General features: G+C 67.8%; 24 protein-coding genes. 16 read left to right on the forward strand and 8 right to left on the reverse strand.

Annotated features, from left to right (window positions below):
* The first annotated feature begins 148 nt into the window (after positions 1-148).
* The 3 genes from ACIREI_RS15040 to ACIREI_RS15050 all read left to right on the forward strand — a co-directional run bounded on the left by ACIREI_RS15040 (position 149) and on the right by ACIREI_RS15050 (position 3639).
* Positions 149-1555, forward strand: coding sequence for a family 2B encapsulin nanocompartment shell protein (locus ACIREI_RS15040; protein WP_403332427.1), 1407 nt, complete (start codon positions 149-151; stop codon positions 1553-1555).
* Between the two features lie 54 nt (positions 1556-1609).
* Complete coding sequence (locus tag ACIREI_RS15045; RefSeq protein WP_403332430.1) at positions 1610-2749, forward strand: family 2 encapsulin nanocompartment cargo protein polyprenyl transferase; 1140 nt, start codon at positions 1610-1612, stop codon at positions 2747-2749.
* A 296-nt stretch (positions 2750-3045) separates the two neighbouring features.
* On the forward strand, positions 3046-3639 hold the full coding sequence (locus ACIREI_RS15050; RefSeq protein ID WP_403332433.1) for a GNAT family N-acetyltransferase: 594 nt from the start codon (positions 3046-3048) through the stop codon (positions 3637-3639).
* 21 nt (positions 3640-3660) lie between these two features.
* Here the strand turns inward: ACIREI_RS15050 and ACIREI_RS15055 are convergent, their stop codons facing one another.
* Positions 3661-4251, reverse strand: coding sequence for a TetR/AcrR family transcriptional regulator (locus ACIREI_RS15055; protein WP_403332436.1), 591 nt, complete (start codon positions 4249-4251; stop codon positions 3661-3663).
* Positions 4252-4372: 121 nt separating this feature from the next.
* Between ACIREI_RS15055 and ACIREI_RS15060 the strand changes: the two genes are divergently transcribed.
* The 6 genes from ACIREI_RS15060 (at position 4373) to ACIREI_RS15085 (ending at position 7590) form a co-directional block, all read left to right on the forward strand.
* Positions 4373-4957, forward strand: coding sequence for a dihydrofolate reductase family protein (locus tag ACIREI_RS15060; protein WP_403332438.1), 585 nt, complete (start codon positions 4373-4375; stop codon positions 4955-4957).
* A 26-nt stretch (positions 4958-4983) separates the two neighbouring features.
* Positions 4984-5271, forward strand: coding sequence for a hypothetical protein (locus ACIREI_RS15065; protein WP_403332440.1), 288 nt, complete (start codon positions 4984-4986; stop codon positions 5269-5271).
* A gap of 93 nt (positions 5272-5364) precedes the next feature.
* Positions 5365-5781 carry a YciI family protein gene (locus ACIREI_RS15070; protein WP_403332443.1) on the forward strand — a complete coding sequence of 139 codons (417 nt, stop codon included), beginning with the start codon at positions 5365-5367 and terminating at the stop codon, positions 5779-5781.
* 7 nt (positions 5782-5788) lie between these two features.
* A complete protein-coding gene (locus tag ACIREI_RS15075; RefSeq protein WP_403332446.1) occupies positions 5789-7015 on the forward strand; it encodes an RNA polymerase sigma factor in 1227 nt (408 codons plus the stop codon).
* A gap of 9 nt (positions 7016-7024) precedes the next feature.
* Positions 7025-7357, forward strand: a complete 333-nt coding sequence (locus ACIREI_RS15080; protein WP_403332449.1) for a DUF952 domain-containing protein — start codon at positions 7025-7027, stop codon at positions 7355-7357.
* A complete protein-coding gene (locus tag ACIREI_RS15085) occupies positions 7354-7590 on the forward strand; it encodes a hypothetical protein (protein WP_403332452.1) in 237 nt (78 codons plus the stop codon). Before ACIREI_RS15080 ends, ACIREI_RS15085 begins: the two co-directional genes overlap by 4 nt.
* Here ACIREI_RS15085 and ACIREI_RS15090 read toward each other — a convergent pair.
* Entirely contained in the window at positions 7577-8350 is a 774-nt protein-coding gene (locus ACIREI_RS15090) for a VOC family protein (RefSeq protein ID WP_403332455.1), read from the reverse strand. The two genes, ACIREI_RS15085 and ACIREI_RS15090, sit on opposite strands and share 14 nt — an antisense overlap.
* A 188-nt stretch (positions 8351-8538) precedes the next feature.
* Here ACIREI_RS15090 and ACIREI_RS15095 point away from each other — a divergent pair, with 188 nt between their 5' ends.
* Complete coding sequence (locus ACIREI_RS15095) at positions 8539-9693, forward strand: anion permease (protein ID WP_403332458.1); 1155 nt, start codon at positions 8539-8541, stop codon at positions 9691-9693.
* 79 nt (positions 9694-9772) lie between these two features.
* A complete protein-coding gene (locus tag ACIREI_RS15100; protein ID WP_403332461.1) occupies positions 9773-10006 on the forward strand; it encodes a hypothetical protein in 234 nt (77 codons plus the stop codon).
* 44 nt (positions 10007-10050) lie between these two features.
* Here ACIREI_RS15100 and ACIREI_RS15105 read toward each other — a convergent pair whose 3' ends face one another.
* Positions 10051-11502, reverse strand: a complete 1452-nt coding sequence (locus ACIREI_RS15105) for a glycosyltransferase family 39 protein (protein ID WP_403332944.1) — start codon at positions 11500-11502, stop codon at positions 10051-10053.
* Between the two features lie 313 nt (positions 11503-11815).
* Between ACIREI_RS15105 and ACIREI_RS15110 the strand changes: the two genes are divergently transcribed.
* Positions 11816-12469: a M15 family metallopeptidase gene (locus ACIREI_RS15110; RefSeq protein ID WP_403332464.1), complete on the forward strand. Its 654-nt coding sequence runs from the start codon at positions 11816-11818 to the stop codon at positions 12467-12469.
* A gap of 287 nt (positions 12470-12756) precedes the next feature.
* Here ACIREI_RS15110 and ACIREI_RS15115 read toward each other — a convergent pair whose 3' ends face one another.
* The 5 genes from ACIREI_RS15115 to ACIREI_RS15135 all read right to left on the reverse strand — a co-directional run bounded on the left by ACIREI_RS15115 (position 12757) and on the right by ACIREI_RS15135 (position 20214).
* Entirely contained in the window at positions 12757-13827 is a 1071-nt protein-coding gene (locus ACIREI_RS15115; protein WP_403332466.1) for a ComEC/Rec2 family competence protein, read from the reverse strand.
* Entirely contained in the window at positions 13824-14549 is a 726-nt protein-coding gene (locus ACIREI_RS15120; protein WP_403332469.1) for a hypothetical protein, read from the reverse strand. The genes ACIREI_RS15115 and ACIREI_RS15120 overlap by 4 nt, the downstream gene beginning before the upstream one ends.
* A 13-nt stretch (positions 14550-14562) precedes the next feature.
* Positions 14563-16686 (reverse strand): ATP-binding protein, encoded by a 2124-nt coding sequence (locus ACIREI_RS15125; protein WP_403332472.1) that lies wholly within the window; start codon positions 16684-16686, stop codon positions 14563-14565.
* A 1634-nt stretch (positions 16687-18320) separates the two neighbouring features.
* Positions 18321-18821, reverse strand: coding sequence for an NUDIX domain-containing protein (locus ACIREI_RS15130; RefSeq protein ID WP_403332475.1), 501 nt, complete (start codon positions 18819-18821; stop codon positions 18321-18323).
* A 34-nt stretch (positions 18822-18855) separates the two neighbouring features.
* Positions 18856-20214 (reverse strand): tetratricopeptide repeat protein, encoded by a 1359-nt coding sequence (locus ACIREI_RS15135; protein ID WP_403332478.1) that lies wholly within the window; start codon positions 20212-20214, stop codon positions 18856-18858.
* A gap of 225 nt (positions 20215-20439) precedes the next feature.
* On the opposite strand from ACIREI_RS15135, the gene ACIREI_RS15140 reads away from it, so the two are divergent.
* The 4 genes from ACIREI_RS15140 to ACIREI_RS15155 all read left to right on the forward strand — a co-directional run bounded on the left by ACIREI_RS15140 (position 20440) and on the right by ACIREI_RS15155 (position 23478).
* Complete coding sequence (locus ACIREI_RS15140) at positions 20440-21189, forward strand: hypothetical protein (protein ID WP_403332481.1); 750 nt, start codon at positions 20440-20442, stop codon at positions 21187-21189.
* A 72-nt stretch (positions 21190-21261) separates the two neighbouring features.
* Positions 21262-22173, forward strand: a complete 912-nt coding sequence (locus ACIREI_RS15145) for a phosphotransferase family protein (protein ID WP_403332484.1) — start codon at positions 21262-21264, stop codon at positions 22171-22173.
* Positions 22174-22869, forward strand: coding sequence for a class I SAM-dependent methyltransferase (locus ACIREI_RS15150; protein ID WP_403332487.1), 696 nt, complete (start codon positions 22174-22176; stop codon positions 22867-22869). It begins immediately after the preceding gene.
* 30 nt (positions 22870-22899) lie between these two features.
* Complete coding sequence (locus ACIREI_RS15155) at positions 22900-23478, forward strand: HAD domain-containing protein (RefSeq protein ID WP_403332490.1); 579 nt, start codon at positions 22900-22902, stop codon at positions 23476-23478.
* Positions 23479-23499: the final 21 nt, after the last annotated feature.

The following is a 23499-nucleotide window of genomic DNA, read 5'->3' on the forward strand; positions in this document are numbered from 1 at the left end:
GCCCTCTATTTGCCCAGTGAACCGTTGATCCATTCCCGCTCTTTCGGGTAATAGCACCGGCACACCCCCTGATGGAAGGCTCGGTCGTGCAGATCGCGATGCGTGGCGCCAGATCGGCGTCGGTGCACGACCGGGAGGGCAATTCCTTATGTCGGTAGGCGAAGAGGTCCGCACGGAGCAGGACAAGCCGCAGCAGAGTCTGGGCACAGCGGCGGCGCGGAACCTGGCCACCACCACCAAGTCCGCGCCCCAGATGCAGGAGATCAGCTCCCGCTGGCTGCTGCGCATGCTGCCATGGGTGAATGTGCAGGGCGGCACGTACCGGGTGAACCGGCGTCTGACCTACGCCGTCGGAGACGGCCGTATCACGTTCGTGAAGACCGGCGACCGGGTCGAGGTCATCCCCGCCGAGCTGACCGAACTGCCCGCTCTGCGGTCGTACGAGGACGAAGAGGTGCTCGCCGAGCTCGCCCAGCGCTGCCAGCAGCGGGAGTTCGCGGCGGGGAACGTGATCGCCTCGTTCGGCGGCCAGACCGACGAGGTGTACCTCCTGGCGCACGGCAGGGTGGAGAAGATCGGCACCGGTCCGTACGGGGAGGACGAGTCCCTGGGGGTCCTCGCCGATGGGGCCTACCTCGGTGAGCAGGCGCTGCTCGACTCGGATGCGATCTGGGAGTACACGGCCCGGGCGGTCACCGCGTGCACGGTGCTCGTCCTGTCCCGCCAGGATGTCGAGCAGATCGCCGAGCGCGCCGACTCCCTGCGCGGGCACCTCGAACAGCTGCGGGCCATCCCCGAACAGCGCACCAACAAGTACGGCGAGAAGGAGATCGACCTCGCCGCCGGACACAGCGGCGAGCCCGACATCCCGCACACCTTCGTCGACTACGAGGCCAGGCCCCGTGAGTACGAACTGAGCGTCGCCCAGACGGTGCTGCGCATCCACACCCGCGTGGCCGACCTCTACAACCAGCCGATGAACCAGACCGAGCAGCAGCTCCGGCTGACCGTGGAGGCCCTGAAGGAACGCCAGGAGCACGAACTCATCAACAACCGCGAGTTCGGGCTGCTCAACAACTGCGAGTACGACCAGCGGCTCCAGCCGCACGACGGCGTGCCCAGCCCCGACGACATGGACGAGCTGCTCTGCCGGCGGCGCGGCACCAAACTGTTCCTCGCCCACCCGCGCGCGATCTCCGCGTTCGGGCGCGAGCTGAACAAGCGCGGGCTCGTCCCCGAGACGATCGAGATCGCCGGCAACCGCATCCCCACCTGGCGTGGTGTCCCGATCTACCCGTGCAACAAGATCCCGGTCACCGAGGCCCGTACGACCTCGATCATCGCCATGCGTACCGGTGAGGCGGAGCAGGGTGTCATCGGGCTCCAGCAGGCCGGAATCCCGGACGAGATCGAGCCGAGCCTGTCCTGCCGCTTCATGGGCATCAACGAACAGGCCATCATCAAGTACCTGGTGACGGCCTACTACTCGGCCGCGGTCCTGGTGCCGGACGCCCTCGGTGTGCTGGAGAACGTCGAGATCGGGCGCTGGCGGTGACCTGCCCCGCCGCGGCGGAGGGGCCACCGTCCACCGGCTCTCCGAGGCGATGCCATGGGTGAGTTCATGACGGAGACCGAGCAGCGCCCTGCCGGGGCGCGGCCGTCCACCGAGACGCTCGAAAGGCGAAGGCCGATCACGACCGACATGGACGGCGGGGCGGGTCCGCTCGACGGGCCCGAGGCGGCGGTGATCCTGGAGCACGTGCGGGCGTCGGTCGACCCCGAACTGCGCGCCGCCGTCGAGTCGTTGCCGCCCTCCATGCGCCGGATCGCGCGCTACCACTTCGGCTGGGAGCACCCGGACGGCACTCCGGCGGCGGACAACGCGGGCAAGGCGATCCGTCCCGCCCTTGTGCTCACCGCGGCCGCCGCGCTCGGCGGACCGGGGGCGCGGGCGGCGGTCGTACGGGCCGCTGTGGCGGTGGAACTGGTGCACAACTTCACGCTGTTGCACGACGACGTGATGGACCGGGACACCACCCGACGGCACCGGCCCACCGTATGGACGGTGTTCGGCGACGCCGACGCGATCCTCGCCGGGGACGCCCTCCAGGCGCTGGCCCTGCGGCTGCTCGCCGAGGACCCGCACCCGGCGTCCACGGCCGCCGCCGCCCGCCTCGCGTCCTGCGTCGTCGAGTTGTGCGCCGGCCAGCACGCGGACACGGCGATGGAGAAGCGGGGCCCCGGAGACGTCGGCCTCGACGAGGTGCTCGGCATGGCCGAGGCCAAGACCGGTGCGCTGCTCGGGTGCGCCTGCGCCATCGGCGCGCTGTACGCGGGCGCGGCGGACGCGGACGTGGCGGCGCTGGACGCGTTCGGCCGGGAGGCCGGGCTCGCCTTCCAGCTCATCGACGACGTGATCGGCATATGGGGCGACCCGAGCCACACCGGCAAACCGGCCGGCGCGGACCTCGCCGCCCGCAAGAAGTCCCTGCCGGTCGTCGCCGCGCTGAACGCCGGCGGTCCGGCGGCGGCGGAACTGGCCGCGCTGTACGAAACGCCGTACGACAAGGAGGACCTGCAGGCGACCGCCCTCGCCGTCGAGCGGGCGGGTGGCCGTGACTGGGCGCAGGCCCAGGCCGCCGACCGGATGGCCCGCGCCATGCAGGAACTGGCCCGCGCGGTCCCCGACCCGGAGCAGGCGGGCGGACTGCTGGCACTCGCGGAGTACGTGACGCGGCGCAGCAACTGAGGGCCGCGGCAGCCGCAGGCCGTATCGTCCGGCCGCGGCGGCCGACGGTCGTCGAGACCCCGGAGCCCTCGGGGCCGTACGGTTCCTGACCCCGTACGGCCGCCGGGCGGCTCCGGGCCGGCGGGTCCCGCACATCCCCACGGTGTGCGGGGCCCGTCCCTGCGTACCGGTCTGCGTACCTGCCGGCGGGCCGTCCCTGTGTACCGGACAGATCTCGACAAAGTCGTTCCGCGGACGGCACGCCCGCTCCGATCGCCTTACGATCAAGGCCGGTTGACGTGAAGGGGCGGGTGGACATGGGTGTGCGGATCCGGACGGCGGGCGCGGGGGACCGGGAGCTGGTGGTCCGGCTGCTGGACGCGGCCTTCCAGGACGATCCGGTCAGCGGCTGGGTGTTCCCCGGCGAGGAGCACCGTCGTAGCGTCCACCCCGAGCTGATGGCCGCGTTCACCGACATCGTGTTCTCCGTCGGCCGTATCGACGTCACCGAGGACGGCACGGCGTGCGCGCTGTGGATGTCGGTGCCGGCCGACGAGCAGGACCATGACGACGAAGGGCCCGCGCGGCTGCGCGAGGCCGTCGACCCGGAGAACGAGCGCGTCGAGCTGATCGGCCGTCTGACGGCCGGTATCCATCCTTCCGGCCGTGCGCACGAATACCTGTGGATGATCGCCGTGGCACCCGAGCACCAGGGCGAGGGGCTCGGTACCGCGCTCATGAACTCGGTCCTCGACCGCTGCGACCGGGACGGCCTGCCCGCCTATCTGGAGGCGAGCAGCGAGCGCAGCCGGAAGCTGTACGAGCGCCTCGGCTTCGAACCCGAGGGCCGTCCCCTCGACCTCCCGGACGGCCCCCGGATGTGGCCGATGTGGCGCGAGCCGCGCGGCTGAGCCGACCCCGGCGGCCCTGATCTACCCCTTCGGTACGACCAACTCCACGATCCGCTCGACCAGCCCGTCCGGCACGCTCACCCCGGGCAGGACGCCGTCCAGCACGTCCGGCAGCGTCAGGTGCTCCAGGAGCAGCCCGAGCATCGCGAGATAGAGCACGGTGACGACCTCGTCGCCGCCGGGTAGCCCGGCGTTGCGGTGGAACTCCATGCCCTCCTCCAGGTCGCCGCGCACCGACTTGGTGAAGGAGGAGCGCAGTTCGGGGCGCCGGTTGGCCTCCAGGCGCATCTCCAGCAGGGCCAGATAGCCCGTTCGGTCGCGGGTGGCGCGGGCCATCAGGTCGTGCATGAAGGCGGCGACCAGGGAGCGGTCCTTCGGCCGGGTCATCAGCCCGGCGATCACCTCGGGGTCGGGCGCCAGCCGCACGTGCAGCCGGGCGTCGATCTGGCGGAGCAGGTCGTCGCGCCCGGTGAAGTAGTTGGAGGCGGTGCCGACCGGCACCCCCGCCTCGGCGTCCACCGCGCGGAACGTCAGCCCGCGCGCCCCCTCGCGGGCCAGCACCTCGACGCCCGCGTCGACGAGGGCGGCCCGGCGCTCCGGATTGCCCGCCATACGGAATCCCCTCTCTCACTTCCAGCCGGTTCCAAAATACCCTTGCAACCACTACAGATGAAGCACTACAAATGAAGCACTACAACCGAAGTGGTTGACCAGCCTACGAAAAGAGACCGGCTTGCGAAAGCTCACCTACTTCATCGCCTGCTCGCTCGACGGCTTCATCGGGGACCCGAGCGGAGACGCGTCGGCGATGCTCGCCTTCGTCGACGAGGAGTACTTCGCCTTCCTCAAGAGCGAGTACCCGGAGACCCTGCCGACCCAGGGCCGTCGGGCGCTCGGCCTCGACGACCTGGAGAACAAGAGGTTCGACACCGTCATCCAGGGCCGCGGCAGCTACGACCTGGCCCTGAAGGAGGGTGACACCAGCCCCTACGCCCATCTGCGCGAGTACGTCGCCTCGCGCACCCTGACCGAGTCACCCGACCCGAACGTCGAGATCATCGGCGACGACCTGGTCGCCAAGGTGCGCGAACTCAAGGAGGAGGACAGCGAGTTCGGCATCTACCTGTGCGGTGGCTCGCAGATCGCGGGTGAACTGATCGACGAGATCGACGAGCTCGTCATCAAGTCCTACCCCATCGTGTACGGCACGGGCATGCCGATGTTCGGCTCGGACTTCGCCGTCACGGAGTTCACCCTCGACGGGGTGCGGTCGTTCGGCAACGGCGCCGTGGTCCGTACGTACAGCAGGAAGCGCTGAGCGGTATCCCGCCCTACCCTGAGGACATGGGCAGCGAAGAGCACGTCTGTCCCGAATGCGGACAGCCCGTCGATACGGTCGTCCGGCGCCACAAGACGCTGGGCGCCTGGGTCCCCACATGGGTGCCCGGCCCCTGCCGGAACCCCGAGTGCGACGCGTACACCGAGGGCGACGCCGAGCACGAGGAAAAGCACGCGCGCAAGCACGAGCCGAAGCACGAGCCCAGGCACGAGCCGAAGCACGAGCCCAGGCACGAGCCGAAGCGCGACCAGCAGCCCGAGCAGCCCGAGGCACCCACCGCGAAAAATTCCTGAACCCGTGTCGAGAATCCCGGCCCGGCTCCGACGTCCCCTGTGAGAGCCGCCCGCACGGGCGGCCCGAGCCGACGCAAACGAAGGAGCGGACCGATGAAGTACCTGGTCATGGTGCAGGGCACCCAGGCGGACTACGAGGCGATGCAGGGCAAGGCGTCCGAGCACTCGGTGGCCTGGAGTCAGGACGAGATCCAGGCGATGTACGCCTACATGCAGGCCATCAACGACGACCTCGCCGAGAGCGGCGAGATGATCGACGGACAGGGACTGGCCGAGCCCGCGAAGGTCCGGCACGTCACCTTGGGCGACGACGGCAAGGCGGTGATCACCGACGGGCCGTACAGCGAGACCAAGGAGCTGCTGGCCGGCTACTGGGTGCTGGACTGCGCGAGCCTGGAGCGGGTCACCGAGATCGCCGAGCGCGTCGCCCGCTGCCCCCAGCCGGCCGGTGCCCCCGTCTACCCGGTGGTGATCCGGCCCATCCTGGACGGTTCCGGGGACATCTGCTGAGCCGTACATGAGCGCCACACCCGAGACCGAGGACCTGCTGCGCCGCCACGCGCCGCAGGTCCTCGGCGCGCTGGTGCGACGGTACGGCCACTTCGACACCGCCGAGGAGGCCGTACAGGAGGCGCTGCTCGCGGCGGCCGAGCAGTGGCCGCGGGCCGGCGTCCCCGGCAATCCACGCGGCTGGCTGATCAAGGTCGCCGCACGCCGGCTGACCGACGCCCTGCGCGCGGAGCAGGCGCGCCGGGCTCGGGAGGAGAAGGCCGCGGCGCTGACGCCACGGGATGCGTTCACGGCACCGGCGCCGGGGACCGACCGTTCTCCCCGCGAGGACGACACCCTCACCCTGCTCTTCCTGTGCTGCCACCCCGACCTGACCCCGCCCGCCCAGATCGCCCTGACCCTGCGGGCCGTCGGCGGTCTGACCACGGCGGAGATCGCCCGCGCCTATCTGGTCCCCGAGGCGACCATGGCGCAGCGCATCAGCCGGGCCAAGCAGAAGGTCCGCGGCGTGCGGTTCGGGCGCCCCGACAACTGGGAGGACCGGCTGCCCGCGGTCCTGCAGACCCTGTACCTGATCTTCAACGAGGGCTATACGGCGACCTCCGGCACGAGCCTGACGCGGCGGGACCTCGCGGGCGAGGCGATCCGGCTGGCCCGCGCGGTCCACCGGCTCCTCCCCGACCACGGGGAGGCGGCCGGCCTGCTGGCCCTGATGCTGCTCACCGACGCCCGCCGCGACGCGCGCACCGGCCCGCACGGCGAGCTCGTCCCCCTCGACGAACAGGACCGCGACCGCTGGGACAAGGCCGCGATCGAGGAGGGCGTCGCCCTGGTCACCCGCGCCCTGTCGCGGGGCCGCGCCGGCCCGTACCAGCTGCGCGCCGCCATCGCCGCCGTCCACGACGAGGCCCCCTCGGCGCAGGCGACCGACTGGCAGGAGATCCTCGGCCTCTACGACGTTCTCGTACGCCTCGTCCCCGGACCCGTCGAGCGGCTCAACCGGGCGGTCGCCGTCGCCATGGTCCGGGGCCCGCGTGCGGGTCTTGCCGAACTGGCCGTGCTGGACGACGAGTTGGGTGCCGGGCACCGGCTGGACGCGGTACGCGGCCACCTCCTGGAGCGGGCGGGCGCCCACGACGAGGCCCGCGCCGCCTACAAGGCCGCGGCCGCCAAGACCCTGAGCCTGCCGGAGCAGCGCTATTTGCACGCGCGTGCGGCACGGCTCGGGCCGTAGCGTGGGCCCATGCCCGAACAGACGTACATCCTCCACATCACCGAACGTTCCCTGTGGGACGCGGCGCGCGAGCACGGCACGTACGAGATCTCGACACGCGGCCGCACGCTCCGGGACGAGGGCTTCATCCACTGCTCGACCCGTGCCCAACTCCCGGCCGTGGCGGCCTTTCTGTACGGCTCCTACGACGGCCCCGACGAACTGGTGGTGCTGGTCGTGGACCCCGCGCGGCTCGATGTACCGCTGAGGTACGAGGCGCCGGAGCCCGGGGGCGAGGAGTTCCCGCATGTGTACGGGCCCATTCGGGTGGACGCGGTGGTGGATGTGGAGCCGTGGGGGTGAGCGGGCGCCGCCGGTTATGGCGGTGGGTCGGGGTGGTGTGGGTGATCGTCGTGGCCGTCGCGGGCGGGGCGACGCTGTGGTTGCGGGACGCGGCGGAGTCGCCGGGGCCGTACGGCTGGGAGGAGGCCAGTCCGACGCCGTCGACGCCGAAGGGGTGGGCGACGGCCTGCCCCAGTCCCACGCTCGACGAGGACGGAGCGGGGGTGGTCCTCTGCGTCGTCAGCGGGCGCTAGGCAGCCCGCCCGTCTCCGGGTCGCGGCCCGTCAGGCAGTAGATGCCGCCCGCCGGATCGCGCATCACCGTCCAGCTTGCGCCCTGGGAGACGAACGTCGCGCCCAGTTCCTCGTGCCGGGCGCGAGTGGCCGCGATGTCGGCGCAGGCGAGGTCCAGATGGGCGGAGGCGGGACGGTCCTCTCCGGGCCGCTCCTCCTCGGGCCGCTCCTCGCCGAGCCGCTGGAGCAGGATGCGGACGGGCAGCCCGGTCGGAGGCCTGAGCACGTGGAACTCGGGGCGAGAGCCGGGCGCCGACGCCCAGCCTGCCAACAGGCCGCTCCAGAAGGCGACTTCGGTGTCGTACAGCGACGGCGGTACGTCCAGGCAGAGCTGGTCGAGCCGGCTGCCGCGCACCACGGGCGGCCGCACCGACTCCCCGTGCCAGGGCACGGCACAGAACGACTGCCCGGCGGGCGAGCGCAGCACGGCCCAGCCCTCGTGCTCGGCGACGGTGCCCGCACCCTGCCGAAGTGCCGACGCCACGAATTCCGGTACGTCGGCCACGGCGAAGTCGAGATGTGCCCCACCGGCACCCGAGTCGACGCCCTGGGCCTTCACACAGGCGTCGGCCCCGCCGCCCGGCAGCAGGGTCACGAACTCCCCCTGCTCGCCCCGGAATTCGGACAGCCGCGTGTCCGTCACCGCGGCCCAGAAGGCGTGGGCCCGGGCGAAGGACGCGGCGGGGCGGTCGACGAAGGCGTAGGTCCAGCGGATGCTCATGGGGCGATCGTAGATCCGTCGATGCGGCGCGGGCCTGCCGCGGCCGCGGCGGCGCCCTGGACGCCCTCGACGCCCTGGAGCTTCACCATGCGGGCTTTGCGGGACCCTTACCAATCGCGCGTCGGCTCCTGGGACACGCTTTGCCGTGGGTTCTCCGCGAATTGGTCCGCGCTTGTTTGCATTGGGGAATGGACCACATCACGTTCCTGGTGGCGGTCGTCATTGTGACGGCCCTCGCTTTCGACTTCACCAACGGATTCCACGACACGGCGAACGCGATGGCCACCTCCATCGCCACGGGGGCGCTCAAACCGAAGACGGCGGTACTCATCAGCGGCGTCCTGAACGTCGTCGGTGCCTTTCTGTCCACCGAGGTCGCCAAGACGATCTCCGGGGGCATCGTGGACGACGCACTCGTCACCCCGGGCATGATCTTCGCGGGCCTGGTCGGGGCGATCCTGTGGAATCTGCTCACCTGGCTGGTCGGGCTGCCGTCCAGCTCGTCGCACGCGTTGTTCGGCGGGTTGATCGGGGCCGTCTGGGTGGGCGCGGGGTCGCATGGCGTGCACTTTGACAAGGTTGTCGAGAAGGTGCTGATCCCCGCGGTGGCCTCGCCGCTGGTGGCGGGGGTCGCGGCGCTGCTGGCCACGTACCTGGCGTACAGGCTCACCTCTCGCGCCCGCAAGCAGTCCGTCACCAAGGGCTTCCGCGTCGGCCAGATCGCCTCCGCATCGCTCGTCTCCCTGGCTCACGGCACCAACGACGCGCAGAAGACGATGGGCGTCATCACGCTGACCCTGATCTCGGCGGGCGCGCTGGGCCACGACGCGGGCCCGCCCCTGTGGGTGATCGCCTCGGCCGGCCTGGCCATCGGCCTCGGCACCTATCTCGGCGGCTGGCGGATCATCCGGACGATGGGCAAAGGCCTGACGGAGATCCAGTCGCCGCAGGGCTTCGCCGCCGAGACCGCGTCCACCACGGTGATCCTGACCTCGGCCCACCTGGGTTTCGCCCTGTCCACCACGCAGGTCGCCTCCGGAAGCATCCTCGGCGCCGGGCTGGGCCGCCGCCTGGCGGAGGTCCGTTGGGGCGTGGCCGGGCGCATGGTCGTGGCCTGGCTGATCACTCTGCCCGCCGCCGCGCTGGTCGGCGGCGTCTCGGCGAGCGTGGTCAAGCACGGCGGCGACATCGGTACGGCCGTGGTCGCGCTGGTCGGCGCGGCGGTGGCCGGCGGCATCGTGCTCGCCTCCCGCCGCAACCCGGTGTCCGCGCACAACGTCAACGACACCCACGAGGTCACGCTCCGCACCGCGGAGCCGACGAAGGTCGGCACGGCCGCCTGAGAAGCGGCCGCGCGACACACGGCCGCCTGAGACACGGCTGTACGAGACACGGCCGTACGAGACAAGGGGAGTTCACATCATGAACCTCGACTGGACCGCACTCGGCCAGGTCGCCGCGGTGAGCCTCGCCGTCACGGTGGCCGTGGTCACCGTCTTCGCCCTCGGCGTGCTGGGCCTGGCCCGCCACGAAGGGGCGCGCGACGAGGGCGGCGGCACGTCCGCCTTCGCCGTCGCCCAGGCCGGGCTCTGCTTCGTCGCCTGCGCGGCGGTGGTGGCGTACGGGATCTATCTGATCGTGCCGCAGTTCCACTGAAGTTCCGCTGACGGGGCCCGGCCGGGGGAGTGGCGGCCGGGCCCTCAGCCGCGCAGGCCGCCGTTGTCCGCCGTCCCGAGCCTTTCGTACGCCGTCACACGCCGCCCGCGGACCTGTACGTCCGCCACCACTCTGAAGTGCTCCTTCAGCACGGCCGTCTTCGCCTGGTCCCGCTTTGCCGACACCGGCCGGGCCACCCCGGGCACGTCGGTGACCAGCAGTATGCGCCGCTGTGCCAACATCGCGCTCCGTATCCGGGCGGGTCCCGCCTCCTCACCCTTCAACGTCCCCGACGCCACAGGGCTCTGCGCGAGCGCGACGTCCCGCAGCCCGGCGAAGTCGGCGGGGCGGACGAGGGCGGTGTCGCGCCGGGCCGCCGGTATGAAGACCACCGCGTCCCCGGTGTGCTTCAGCCGCCGCACGTCCGCCGCCACGGCCAGGACGTCGTCCACCCGGCTGGCCGGAGACCGCTTGGCCAGCGACTGCGGCAACAGCGCTACGACCGCCACGGTGACCACCACCGGGACCAGCCACGTCGACGCCCTCGGGAACCGCGGCCGGGCCGCGCGTACGGCCGTGCCCAGCGCCGTGCCGATCAGCAGGGCCAGCCCCAGCATGCTGAACAGGACGTAGCGGTCCAGGAACAGCGGCCGGACCAGGGAGAGTCCGAGGAGGCCGAGCTGCGGTACCGCGAGCAGCGGCAGTCCGACGGCGGCCACGGAAAGCCGGCCCGCGCGCGGCCGGTCCAGCAGGGCACCGAGAGCGCCGATCGCCAGCAGGATCGCGGGGCCGATCAACATGTCCCAGGTCAGCGGCGGGATCCAGGAGACCTGCGCGGACTGGCGCCGGCTGAACAGGATCAACGGCAGCACAGCCACCACGGCGACCGTCGCGGCCACCGCCCACCGCAGCCATGTCCGCCACCCGGCCCGCGTCCAGAGCAGGGTCGCCAGGTGCGCGGGCAGGATCAGCAGCGACAGCCAGTTCAGCAGCCCGCACACCGCCACGGTGCCCGCGTACGCGGCCCAGTGCACCGCTCGGCCGCGCCCCTGAAGGACGGTCACCAGCAGCAGGGTGGCGATCCCGGCCCCGGCCGCGATCAGCGCGTACGGGCGGCCCTCCTGGAGATAGAACTGCACGGCCGGGAGCAGCCCGAACGCCAGCCCTCCCGCCAGGCCCGCCCAGGCCCCGGCCAGCCGTCGGCCGATGACCGCCACACAGGCCGCCGCCACCGCCATGGCCAGGACGGAGGGCAGCCGCAGGGTCGTGGTACCGGGCCCGAAGCACTCGAAGAGCACGTGCATCAGCAGGTAGTAGAGCCCGTGCACGGCATCGACCTGCCCCAGCATGTGCCATATGTCGCCTGCGGACCGCCGGGCCACCTGCCAGGTCGCGGCCTCGTCCCGCCACACACTGTGCTGCCGGGACAGCCCCCACAGCCCGAGGGCGAGGGTCCACAGCAGAGGGATCGGCCAGAGGGGCAGGCGGCGACGCAGGGGTTTCTCCGGAGGATCGACATTCCGTACGGCGGGGGACGACCGCCGGGTGATGTGGTCCCCACTCGCCCGCTCGTCGCACAGCAGCCGGACCTTGTCTCGGCCTCGGAGCGTTTCTCGCTTCCCCCGTGAACCCAGCACAAGTTACGGGACGGGGATGATCTGCGGCCACCGTCCGGCGCGTGAACACAATCACCGCGAACGCAGGCAACCTTGAGTCTGCCGGGCTGCCGATTTGCCCCGTTCGCTGTTGATTGCCGGTTCGGTGCGGTTGCTCAGTGAGTACGACGGTCGGGTCGGCAATGATCAGTCCATGAATGAGATCGTGCTGATGTCAGATCCGAAGATCGCGGCAATCCCGGTGGCCGACTGCGGCGAACCACTCGTTGACGTCCGGCTCCACGAATCCCTCGCCGTGGACCCCCGCAAAGCCGATCGAACAGGGGCGTTCGCGCATCTGCGAGAAGGGGTCCTGATACGTCTCCTCAAGGCTCAGAAGCTGCTCCCGGACGGCATCCGCCTGCTCTTCGTCGAGGGATACCGGCCGCCCGCACTGCAGCGCCACTACTTCGAGCGGTACGCCGGCAACCTGCGAGCCGACAACCCGCACTGGTCGCCGACCCGGATTCACCACGCTGCGAGCCGGTACGTGTCGCCGCCGGAGATCGCACCGCACAGCGCCGGCGCCGCGGTGGACCTCACGCTCGTCTCCGCCGACGGGCAGGAACTCGACATGGGAACCCCGGTCAACGCCAACCCGGAAGAGAGCGACGGCGCCTGCTACACCGATGCCGAGAACATCGGCTCCGCGGCCCGGGCCAACCGGCGGCTGCTCAGCGACGCCCTGACCACCGCGGGCCTGGTGAACTACCCCACCGAGTGGTGGCACTGGTCGTACGGCGACCGCTACTGGGCCCTTTCCAGCGGGGCCGACAGCGCGATGTACGGGGCGCGGGAACTGGGTTGAGCCGCCGGGGCGGGCCACCTGTGATGCCCGACGTGGCCGGGCATACAAAACCGCACCCGGACCAGCAAGGACGCCATGTTCGGCGGCCTGTGGGCCGGGTGCGGTCAAGTGGGCCAGGTGATCGGAGATCAGGCCTTCTTCGTCTCCTAGTAATGGGGCGGGTTGGTGACCTGCGGGGATGTTTCCTGTGGGGCGCTGACCTGGCCTTTTGGTGATTGGTGGCGATGGGGTGCGACGGTCTTGACTGGGTGTCTTGCGGACTGGGTGCGGACTGGCTGGGGCCCCCGTCACGGGTTTCGCGGCCTGGGTACAGGGAGGGTTCCGCCTGACTCGCACATAGCAGCGCTCACATGCTGCCGGATCCATCGTTGGTGATCCAGGGGCGCTGGTTCCACTACGAGTCGGTTGTCGGCGACGGCGACTCTGACAGTGCCGGCGCAAGACCTGTTTCCTGTGTTGCCGGCGGCAGGGCGATTCAGTAGATAACCTCTTTCGCCCTCAGGCACGGTGCCAGCGTGGCAGTTCTCGGAAAGCTGTGTGCAGGCCACGCGGGTATCAGGGAATGAGCGGGTTATCTCCCCCACAACCTCGGGCAGCGGATTCCTGAAAACCCCTCGACCCATGGAGAATAAGACGACGTCTGGAGATACTGCGTCGCATAGAATTTTTGCGAAGGATTCTTCTGGGCCACCTCCGCTATGCCCACCGTGATGTGGATAGACAAGGACGTGAGCCGATACTTCTTTGTCACGGCTGAGTATTTGATCCAGGCCAGCAGAGTCGAGGTCGCCAGGAAGAAGCAGCGCAGGAAGCCCTTCGAGGAGGACACGAAGTACGACGGACATGCCATTGGTCGTAATCTCCGGGCGAACTCGCCCCCGTTTTCCGGTGCCATGGCCGATGTCGGTCAAGGTGGGATGGATGACATCGATTAAGACGTTTTCAAGAGAGAGATCCCAGCCGTCAAGATCACAGATAGCGAGTCTAGCCTTTAGGCGCCCAGCCTGGTGCAGAGCTGTTAGAAGCGCCAGTAGTTCATGCCATTGCTGACTGTCTTTCTGGCTGTCGGAGTTTACCCATACAGTTCCAACTTCGAAGTCTTCATTTGGGAGTAGCCTCAACGCACCAGCGATGTGGTCACTGTCGGCGTGAGAGAGCACCAAGTGCTCGATGCGGCGCACGCCTGATGCCACAAGTTCTTGATATAGCAACTTGTCGGACTTGGCGTCCACTATAACGCATTTGCTGCCATCTCGAAGGACTGCACAGTTTCCATGACCTACGTCCAAGATGACTGCCTCAGTCGCAACTTTTGCGGTTTGCGGCGTGGAATGGATCCCCGCTTGCGCCGTAGTCATTCTGACTTCCAATCAGAGGGGATCTCAGGTGCCGGCCGAAGTTCGTGAAAGAATAACTCGGATTCTTCCTCGGCGTAGAAATTGACATTACCGAGGAAGATCTGACCGATAAGTCCAGGCGTGAGTTTTCGGTGCGTGACCGGAAGGCGGGTAGCAGGAATCGTCACTCTAGCGTCCGGTTTCCACGCGGTCACGGTAACTTCCACCGTTGGGTATCCCGAATCTCGGTGAATATCGACGACCCGAATCGGGGTCAGGAACCCTCGCCGCTCAAGCGGTCGCACACCGTCTGATTCTGCCTTGGCGGCTTTGAGAGCTCCCGGGATCACTTTGACGGACCCAGGCCCCTTCTCCACGACGCGGGGAATGAAGTAGCGCCACTCGCGGATTGTTGTCGCTTCGTCATCCTCTACGTATGCGCTATACAGGATTGCTGGTAGCTTTCTCTCGTTAGCCCTGTACACGAGTTCTGCACCATCGAATCCGACATGCGATTGATGACGTAGGCGGTGATCTGAAATTAAAGCATTGCAGCCGCGGTCCTGGATCTCTTTCAGTACGCTATCGAGCGTCTGAGTTTCTCGCAGAAGCATCGATTCAACACTGAGTGGCAAATCCTCCAGGAGATCGCAAGTCCTGGTCAGTGCATCCCTGCGATCATCCACGAGGGCAACCCTTATTTCATCGAGCCCTTGAAGATCAGATGTGGCCGTGTTGAGCATCGGGTTGTGCTACCTACCTGTCCCTACCGTCAGCCTGCTTGGGAAGCCGGATGTGAAAAGCAGCGCCCCCCAGCTCCCCGTGGATTTCAGCCGACAGCTCTCCGTCTTCCAGTACGCTTTTCTTCCCGTGAAGGTCGGCCACAATATCCCTGACAATTGTCAGCCCCAGACCTGTCCCGTCGGACTTCTCGCCCCCCTCGCCTGGCAGCCACATGTTCTCCACGGACACGTCAGTCAGTCCTGGCCCTGAGTCAGCCACGTCGATGAATACATGACGAGGGTCTGTCCGGGTGCGAATCAGGACCACTTGCTCGCCGGAAGGCTCCGTCGAATGCGAGAAGGCATTCGCTGAATTAATGACCAGATTGGTGTAGATCGACTCAATGTCCGCTACGGGCGTAAGTACCCGAGCTGGTTCATCACACAGATCCAGGTCCAGCACGATATTTCTGTCGGTTAGGTAGCCTCCGAACATCTCGGCAAATTCTCGGCAGGCGTCATTCACATCTATTACTGCCGCTCGACGTTTGCTACGCCGCAGCATACGCAAGGGAACCTTTGCGAATGAATGAATGGACGTGGCGCATCCCTTGGCCCGGCTCAGGATTTTTTCGAGGCGCCCGGTGTACGAGGACTCTTCAGTCAGCTCCCGTATGCGGTTCTCCAGGAGTTCCAGGTCCTCGCCGAGCCCGGCGGACGTTGTAAGCGACTCATGGGCAAAGACTGCGGTGCTAATGCCGACTGTCGCCAGAGACCTGTACAGGAGGCGGTCTCGCTCAAGAGCTTGAATATATCGCTCTTGGGTATCAACCAACTCTGAGACTTCTGCCGCTTGGACGGGATTAAACTTCCTGATCTCGTTCAGTACTGTGTTGATCGAACGCTTAGCTTTCTCTTTCTCTTTTTTGGCTGCTGCCGCTCCACCGATTCTTCCGTCTTCGCGAATTCGAAGACGCTCGCGTGCCGCCCAGTCGGTTGCCCGTCGGGCAAACTCGCGCAGATCAATGAAGGCCAGATTTTCCTGAAATCCCATCCGGTCGGTCTTGGGGGTTAGGGCGTCACCCGAATCCTCCACGGAAACGCGACCCACGCTAGTGTTACTGGAGGGACGAAGTTCTGGACTGCGCGATCGTAGGAGGTTCAGCTCGAGCCAGTCAAAACCGGGATCACCGTACGGGTGAACACGCAAGCCTCGATGAAATAGGTGGACCCCGCCAATCACTTTTAGCCATGGCCTGAGGTCGGAGTGTTTGTGAGGTGAAGCCCGACGGGTAAAGGACTTGGCGTCCAGGAGGAACATCCAAAGTTCAAATGTTGCTGATGGTGCCTGATAAGCGAGTGGTGCTTGCAATTGGCCCCGTACGCGGCCCTGTGCTACATCAAAGTGATCGCCACGCGCAACTTCTTCATTCTTCCAGTTGTAGAGTGCCGCGCTTGCGTGTCCCTCGTCATCCAGATGAGCTACTAGTCTGTACTCGTAATCATCGAAGAATCCGTGATTTACGGCAGCGGCGACTTTCTCGAACTGTGGCGCATTGAGGGTTGCCTCAAAGCCCGTGTCCTGATCTTCGAAGAATCCTGTTAGGAGGCGCATGGCCCGGGCGAGCCGCTCCATTTCGGTGGCATCGAAGCCTTGGCGCAGGCCGTAAATCATGAGACTGGTGCCTGGCTTCTTCGTTGTTTGCCGTTTCTCGACGTTTAATTCAACGTCCTCGACGGTAGTCACCGACTCATAATCTGCCCAGTCGATGTGAAGCACATATTCGGTACCCAGATCTTCGCGTGGCCGGGTTATCAGATCCACTCTGCGTCCCAGGCGCAGGGCCGCGAGCCGCCCCAGTCCCTTCTCGCCTACTTTGCGTCGCCCTTTGGGTGTCAGTGGCGAGCCGGACTTTGTCGAGCGACCGATCAGGAGGAAGCCGTCCCTGATGTCGTCTGCGGTCATGCCGTCACCGTTGTCCTCGACAACCAGTGTCCCGCCGGGTTGGGATGCGTTGGTGAGGGTGACGTTGCAGTAGTCAGCATCAGCGTCATAGGCGTTACGGACCAGTTCGATCACCCCCAGGTCGGGGTGCGGGATGAGCTCCTCGCCGAGTCGCACCAAGATCTCTGGGGCGAAGCGCAGATGAGTAGTCAAGGATCCCCCTCCGAACTGGACCCACCCCGGGGTTCCGAGGCACAGCCAGCCTGCTGCAGAATAGCGGCGCGCTGATCGTCAATGTCAGCTACATATAAGGCAGTTGACACCGTTGGGGAAGGGGGCCGCGTGCGAACGGCCGAATATGGGGTGTACACCGACCGACTGAGGGTGCTCGCCTCGGACGTTGTGCGCGGGGCGTGGGGGCGCGTTGAGCAGGACGTTCATCACGCCTTGAACGGTCAGGCGGCGCAGCAGTTGCGTTCCCTGGTGCCGCTGCAGGTGCGGCGTGATGAGGGCGCCTTCTTCACGGGTGGGCCGGTACGGGCCAAGTTCGCCACGTTGCTCGGTGGCCCCGAGGCCTCCCCGCCAGCGGATCGCTACTGGGACCCCTCATGTGGCGCGGGGGATCTCCTGATCGCTGCTTCTGACCGCCTGCCCACTGCTCCTACCCTCGCCGGCACCGTGAGGTTGTGGGGCGGCAGGCTCCGTGGTTGCGATCTTCACCAGCCGTTCGTCGACGCTGCCCGGTTACGCCTGTTCCTCGCCGCTGCCGCTCGCCATCAGGGGGAGGTCCAACCGCAGAGTATCGATCTTGAGGCGGGCCTACGGGCCTTCCGGGGGGTAGAAGTCGGAGACGGACTTGCCGAGCTCCGCACTACCGCCGGATATCGAGGTCATCTCCTGCTCAATCCACCATATGGGAACACTTTCGCTGACGATGACTGCGATTGGTCAAGTGGTGCGGTCTCCCAAGCTGCTGTATTTGTTCTGGCGGGCGCGCAAGCGCTAAAAGTAGGCCAGCAGTTGCACGCGGTTCTGCCCGACGTGTTGCGTAGTGGTAGCCGGTATGAACCGTGGCGCTCGCGGATTGAGTCAGTGCTGAAGGTCGATCGAGCGGAACTGTATGGCCAGTTTGATCCTCACACCGACATTGATGTTTTCTTTTTGGGTGGGACGCGCAAGAGGAAGAGTCGGCCAGTAGCCACTGTCGCGCCGTGGTGGCCGGAACCTATAGGGGTCTCAACTATTGAAGAGGCGTTCGAAGTGCGTGTCGGGCCGGTGGTAGACAACCGGGATCCGCATGCAGGGCCGAGTGCACCCTTCCTTACAGCTCGGGACCTCCCGACCACTGGTACGAGGGGGGTTCCAGGTCGTACGCGGCAGTTTGCCGGCCGTCTTGTTGTGCCGCCATTCGTTGCGATCCGGCGAACGTCACGGCCTGGTGCTCGGGCAGGAGGTGAGGCGCGTGCGGCTGGTGTATTGGTTACGGGCGTCGAGCCCATTGCAGTGGACAATCACCTTATTACCGCCTCGCCGCTTAGTGGTGACGAATCCGACTGTAAGCGTCTCCTGGAAGTCTTGGAGTCTTCTACGGTCTCGGACTGGCTGGATCAGAGAATTCGCTGTCGGCATCTCACGGTTGGCGTAATTCGATCCCTGCCATGGCCCATTGAGTAGTCCAGCCTCCGGCCCGCAGAGAATTCTTTCGAAACGGCAGCCGCCGGATTATTTCTGCAGGCTCACCAGGCGGACTATCTTAGCGGCACAGTGCAGCGGAAGTAGTGGCCGTTGAGGATCTGGCCTGGCGCGGACACCTGCCATCGCCCGAGTGACCTCGGAGTACTTCTCGTCTATTTCCAGCCGTCGAGCGACACCTGGGGTCCGTCGGTGAGGTAGCGGTGGAGGGCGCTGGCCGTGGTGTCGACGAACGTCTCGGGGATGGCGTTGGCGTCGATCCAGCACACCTGGGCGTGCTTGCGCGGTTCGCGGTTTTCGGGCTCGCCCGTCCACTCGTGGGCGGCGAAGACCACGGTCAGAAAGCCGTTGGGGGCCTCGACGCCCCACGCGCCATGGATGATGTGGACCACTTCCAGGCATTCGGGCTCCACGGTGAGTCCGGTCTCCTCGTAGAGCTCGCGAACGGCGGTTTCGGTGATGGGCTCGCCGGGTTCGCTCTTGCCGACGGGGAGGTCCCACATGCCCTGAGCGAACTTGGCGTTCTCGCTGCGCTGGAGGAGAACGACGCGGTTGGTGGCTTGGTCGTGGACGATGACCGCAGCGACCAGCAGGGTCATAGATTCGAGGGCGGGCTTGAGGGCTTGGCGCTGGTCGTCGGTTTGCGGATGAGCCACGGTTGCGTCCCTTCATCTGCCGGTTGGTGGCAGCTTAGGCCAGTGCTTCGCGTGCGCGGCGGGCGAGTTCGGCGGCTCCGGGCACTTTGCGGCGCTGGTAGATGGAGAGGGTGGAGCGGAGCGAGGTGATGGCCTTGCGGGTGCGGTCTGAGGTCATGCCCTCCATCAGGGTCAGGGCCTGGGACCAGGCGCCGACGGCCTCGTCGGCTCGGGCCTGGGCGGCGAGGCTGTCGCCGAGGTCGGCGTGCGTGAGGGCGTGGACGCGCTTGTACTTCTCGGGGTCCCAGCGCACCAGGGCATCGCGGTGTTGTTGCTCGGTGCCGACGTGGTCGGCGAGGTCGGTCAGAGTGCGGGCGGTGTGGCTGGCGACGGTGCCGGCGGCCGGGCCGCTGACGCGGGAGTAGCTGGGCTGGGGCCCGTCGTCGCGCAGGAGGGCGTCTTCGGCGGCGAGCAGGGCGCGGGCCGCTGCGGGCTTCGCGCCGACCGCGGCGTAGGCGCGGGCATGGGTGATGTGCAGCAGCGCCTCGGTCTGGCCGTCAACGTGGCCCAGACCGCGGGCGAGGGCTCCTTCGACGAGGTCGACGCAGTGGTGGGGCTGCTTGAGGCTCAGTGCCTGATGGGCGAGGGCACGCATCATCCAGGAGGCGTGCCCACGCGGGTCGGCTTCGCAGGCGAGTTGGTACCCGACCTGGTAATAGCGCTGCGCAGCGCCTTCCTGGCCGAGGTCGTGGTGCTTCCACCCGGCGAGGTACGCGAGTTCGGCGACGGCGCCAAAGGCGGCCTGCCGTAAGGCTTCGTTCGGGAAGCGTCCGCGGAGCATCGGGGCGGCGGTGTCGGCGAGGTAAGCGGTGACGGTGGTCAGGCCATGGCCTCCGCCGAGGCGTTCGTCGGCCGCGCTGAAGGCAGCGGTGATGTGCCGTACGACATCCACGTCCTCGATCCCAACCACCGAGTTGCCGGTGCGGGCCCGCAGCATGCGGGCCGTGGCCTCGTGGTCGTAGAAGAGCGGCATGGCCACGCCGGCTGTAGTGAAGGCAGCCACGGCGAGGAAACGGCGGCGTTCGACGTCGGCTCGGCCCAGATCGGTGGCGGCCAGAACTGGATCGGGCTCTTCCGACACCGCAGTTTCGGGTGCTCGCAGGCCGATCTCGGCCAAGGTGATGGTGCGGGCTGCTCGGCGGGACAGCGCCTCTGCGAGGTACTGCCCGGTCCGTCCAGTCGGCTGGCGTGTGCCGTTCGCCCAGTGGGAGACGGCCGACTTGTTGGTCTGGAGAGTCTCGCCGTTCTCGGCCGCGATACGCCGGATGTCCTTCGCCAGAGCCTCGTAGGTGCAGCCGATCGCCTCGATGACGTCACGCAGGCGGGAGTTGGGACCTCTCGGCACTGCTGCCACGATCGCCTCCGCTCAGGAGCTGTAAACCGCGTATACCGCTTCAACTGCCTCTCACCGTACCCACTGTGCGTGACGGAGGGTTCACTAATCATCAGCCGCCCGGCCCCGGTCCGACACCGCGACCAGGCTCCCCCCTTCGGCCGGGCGGCCCCCGAAGTTCCGTACACCTACACCGGGTTCGGGCATTCCTATGCCCAAACCCGGCCGATCAGAGACGGAGACACGGTGACCACCATCGACACCACGGCCATCACGGTCGAGCTGCCCGAGGCGTTCGACGAGCGCTGGAACCGCCTGCCCGGCATCCAGGTCGACGGCCGACGCATCACCATCGACCCGGCCGAGTACTTCTTCCGCTTCGAGTCCAGCTCCTGGCTCGTCGCCGACTGGGAGCTGGTCAAGTCCCAGCTCCTGGACGTGGAGGAGACCACCGAGAGCGCGGTCGAGCAGCTCGCGCTGGACTTCATCAAGGCCCACGCCGAGTCCACCTCGGACGCCGCCCGCGTACTGTCCACCGCCCACGCGGTGTACGCGTACCTGTTCCGCGACGAGCACCTCGCCAGCCTCGGCCTGCCGCAGATCACCGCGGAGCACCTGCGGATGCTGCGCGAGGCGGCCACGCTGATGGCGCTGAACAAGGTGGAGCTGGACGGGCACATCTCCAACGTCGGCCCGTGCTGGTTCTTCCCCGCCGCCACCTCCGTCGTCTTCGACCTGAGCGACGAGATGGGCGGCATGCTCGACGAGGTTTACCACGGTGGCTGGTTCAACGAGCACCGGCGCATCGAATCCATCAAGGCCCACGCCGCCCTTGGTGGCCGGCTCGTGCACGGCTGCCAGTCCGTGCCGGACCAGACCGGTGGCGTCGTCGCGCCCTACGGTGCGTCGATGGCCGCCTTCCGTGACGACCTCGCGGCCTTCAAGGCCGGATGGATCGAGCAGGTCTACGCCCACCGCGTGACCCCAGCCGCGTAACACCGCACACCAGGCTCCGGGGCCGGCACCTCTCGCCCGCCCCGGACGCCCCGATCTCCTTGGAGCCCCCACGTGACCGCGAACCCCAGCGCCGAACTCCTCGACAACCTGCTCACCATGGCCGGACGCACCACCGCCATGCGTGAGGAGGTACGCGTGTGGTCCATGTCCGGTGTCGAGCGCCTGACCTTCCCCGACGCGACCACCGCGATCTTCAAGTACGCAAAGCGGCCCTTCGACAGCGAGGATCAAGCTCTGCGTCTGGCGCGCACGCTCGGCGTTCCCGTCCCGCAGGTCCACGCCTCCGCCGTCCTGGACGGCTGGCTCGGGATGCTCATGGAGGACCTCGGCCCGGCCGTCCGCGACGCCGACGACCTCGACGGCACCGCAGCGGCCGTGGTCCTGCACGGCACTCGTACGGCTCCCGCCCTCCCCGTCCTCGACCAGGCCCGGCTCCGCACGCTGCCGAACCGGGCCCTGGAGTACCTCGCCCTGCTCCGCAAGGCCGAGCGGTGGCAGGACACGGAAGACGTGGAGGACGCGCTCGATCGGATTGCCCAAGCCGCCGAGGCACGCTCAGCTGGTACGTCGGTGGCTCCGTTCGGATGGGTGCACTCTGAGTTCCACCCCACCAGCCTCCACATCAGCCGGCACGGCTGGCGCCTGCTGGACTTCGCCCGCGCCTTCACCGGCCCCGGCCTGCTCGACCTCGCCAGCTGGCACGGCATCCTCGACACCCCCGACCCCGTACGCCTGCGGGTCTTCCTGGAGCAGTACGTCACCGCCGGCGGCACCCCTGACGCCCTCACCCAGCGCGGCGGGCTCACCGCCGAGAACTGGGCCCTGGGCTGGCATCGCATGTGGGCCGTCGAGTGGTTCATGGAGCAGTCGATCCGCTGGATCAACGACCCGGCCACCGACCCCGCCTACATCAAGGCCGTCCGCCGCCACCTCACCGACGTCCTCCACCTCCTGGAGGTCTAGGTGCTCGCCCAAGCTTCCCCCTGGTACGTCCACGCCCTCCAGCGCACCACGGCCAGCCCCGCCGAGCCACTCTCGGTGCCCGCACGGATGGAGTGGATCACCCGGCCCGGCAGCGGACCTGGCGCCGAGATCCTCGGGCAGGACCTGCGCCGCAAGCGACTGCTGGAACTCGGCTGCGGCCCCGGCCACAACGCCGCCCACCTCGCCACCCGCTACGGAGCCAAGGTCACCGGCGTCGACCTCGTCGGCCTCCAAGTCCGCCGAGCCCGTTCGCACTACGGCCGACTGAACAACCTGACCTTCGTCGCCGGCCACGCCCTGCACTACCTACAAGCCTCCGACGAGCAATTCGACGCCGTCTACTCCGTCTTCGGCGCCATCGGGCTCGTAGCTCCCGAGCTCCTGCTCCCGGCCATCGCCCAGCACCTCAAGCCCGGTCGCACCCTCGCCTTCTCCGTCCCCCACCCCCAGCGGTGCGGCCTCCGCCCGGCCACCGACGACCGGCCCCGCCGCGACTACGTCACCCTCCCCGACCGCACCCGACTACCCATCGCCCGCTGGGACTTCGACGCCAACCGCTGGGAGAAACACCTCGATCGCGCCGGCCTCTGGCTCACCTCGGCCCAGGAGTTCCACGACGCCCGCCACGGAGGCCGTTGGCCCACCACCCTGCTGATCACCGCGCGCAAACTCTGACCCTCACTCCGGCTCCCCTGGGAGAATCCGATGCGCCCGCCCTACCTGCTCCTCGACATCGACGGCGTCCTCATACCCTTTCCCGACGCGGGGGGCTCGACCCCAGCCACCCACGCCCGCCACGACGTCGTCCCCGCTGGCCGCAGCGCCGACGACCCGGTCACCATCTGGCTCAACCCCGCCCATGGCCCCATGCTCATGGAAGTGATCCGTACCGGCATGGTCACGCCAGTCTGGTGCACCAGCTGGCGCCGGGACGCCGCCACTCTGATCGGACCGCTCCTCGGTCTCCCACCCCTGCCGCACGTCGATCTCCCGCGCCCCAAGATCACAACCAGCCACCCCAATGGCTACCTGTGGAAGCGCGACTACGTCGACGCGTGGCTGGCTGACGCCCCCGCTGTGTGGATCGACGACGACTTCACTGACCTCGACCATTCCTGGGCTGCGGAGCGCACCGCCCGTGGCGCGACGACCCTGCTGGTTCAACCTGATCCCCGCGTCGGGCTGCAGGTTGAACATCTGGCCGAAGTCCGAGCGTGGGCCGGGCGATTGTTCGCCGTGCGGACTGGTGCACCCGCTGCTCCGAACGGAACCGAAGCAGCCTGACGCGCTGTGGCAGAACAGTCG

This window comes from Streptomyces sp. NPDC093591, assembly GCF_044764885.1.
Classification (GTDB): domain Bacteria; phylum Actinomycetota; class Actinomycetes; order Streptomycetales; family Streptomycetaceae; genus Streptomyces.

What these genes read in the sequence shown, in the direction of transcription:
- ACIREI_RS15040 (WP_403332427.1), top strand. Translation starts at nt 149, where the DNA reads ATGTCGGTAGGCGAAGAGGTCCGCACGGAGCAGGACAAGCCGCAGCAG.
- ACIREI_RS15045 (WP_403332430.1), top strand. Translation starts at nt 1,610, where the DNA reads ATGGGTGAGTTCATGACGGAGACCGAGCAGCGCCCTGCCGGGGCGCGG.
- ACIREI_RS15050 (WP_403332433.1), top strand. Translation starts at nt 3,046, where the DNA reads ATGGGTGTGCGGATCCGGACGGCGGGCGCGGGGGACCGGGAGCTGGTG.
- ACIREI_RS15055 (WP_403332436.1), bottom strand. Translation starts at nt 4,251, where the DNA reads ATGGCGGGCAATCCGGAGCGCCGGGCCGCCCTCGTCGACGCGGGCGTC.
- ACIREI_RS15065 (WP_403332440.1), top strand. Translation starts at nt 4,984, where the DNA reads ATGGGCAGCGAAGAGCACGTCTGTCCCGAATGCGGACAGCCCGTCGAT.
- ACIREI_RS15070 (WP_403332443.1), top strand. Translation starts at nt 5,365, where the DNA reads ATGAAGTACCTGGTCATGGTGCAGGGCACCCAGGCGGACTACGAGGCG.
- ACIREI_RS15075 (WP_403332446.1), top strand. Translation starts at nt 5,789, where the DNA reads ATGAGCGCCACACCCGAGACCGAGGACCTGCTGCGCCGCCACGCGCCG.
- ACIREI_RS15080 (WP_403332449.1), top strand. Translation starts at nt 7,025, where the DNA reads ATGCCCGAACAGACGTACATCCTCCACATCACCGAACGTTCCCTGTGG.
- ACIREI_RS15090 (WP_403332455.1), bottom strand. Translation starts at nt 8,350, where the DNA reads ATGAGCATCCGCTGGACCTACGCCTTCGTCGACCGCCCCGCCGCGTCC.
- ACIREI_RS15095 (WP_403332458.1), top strand. Translation starts at nt 8,539, where the DNA reads ATGGACCACATCACGTTCCTGGTGGCGGTCGTCATTGTGACGGCCCTC.
- ACIREI_RS15100 (WP_403332461.1), top strand. Translation starts at nt 9,773, where the DNA reads ATGAACCTCGACTGGACCGCACTCGGCCAGGTCGCCGCGGTGAGCCTC.
- ACIREI_RS15110 (WP_403332464.1), top strand. Translation starts at nt 11,816, where the DNA reads ATGAATGAGATCGTGCTGATGTCAGATCCGAAGATCGCGGCAATCCCG.
- ACIREI_RS15115 (WP_403332466.1), bottom strand. Translation starts at nt 13,827, where the DNA reads ATGACTACGGCGCAAGCGGGGATCCATTCCACGCCGCAAACCGCAAAA.
- ACIREI_RS15120 (WP_403332469.1), bottom strand. Translation starts at nt 14,549, where the DNA reads ATGCTCAACACGGCCACATCTGATCTTCAAGGGCTCGATGAAATAAGG.
- ACIREI_RS15155 (WP_403332490.1), top strand. Translation starts at nt 22,900, where the DNA reads ATGCGCCCGCCCTACCTGCTCCTCGACATCGACGGCGTCCTCATACCC.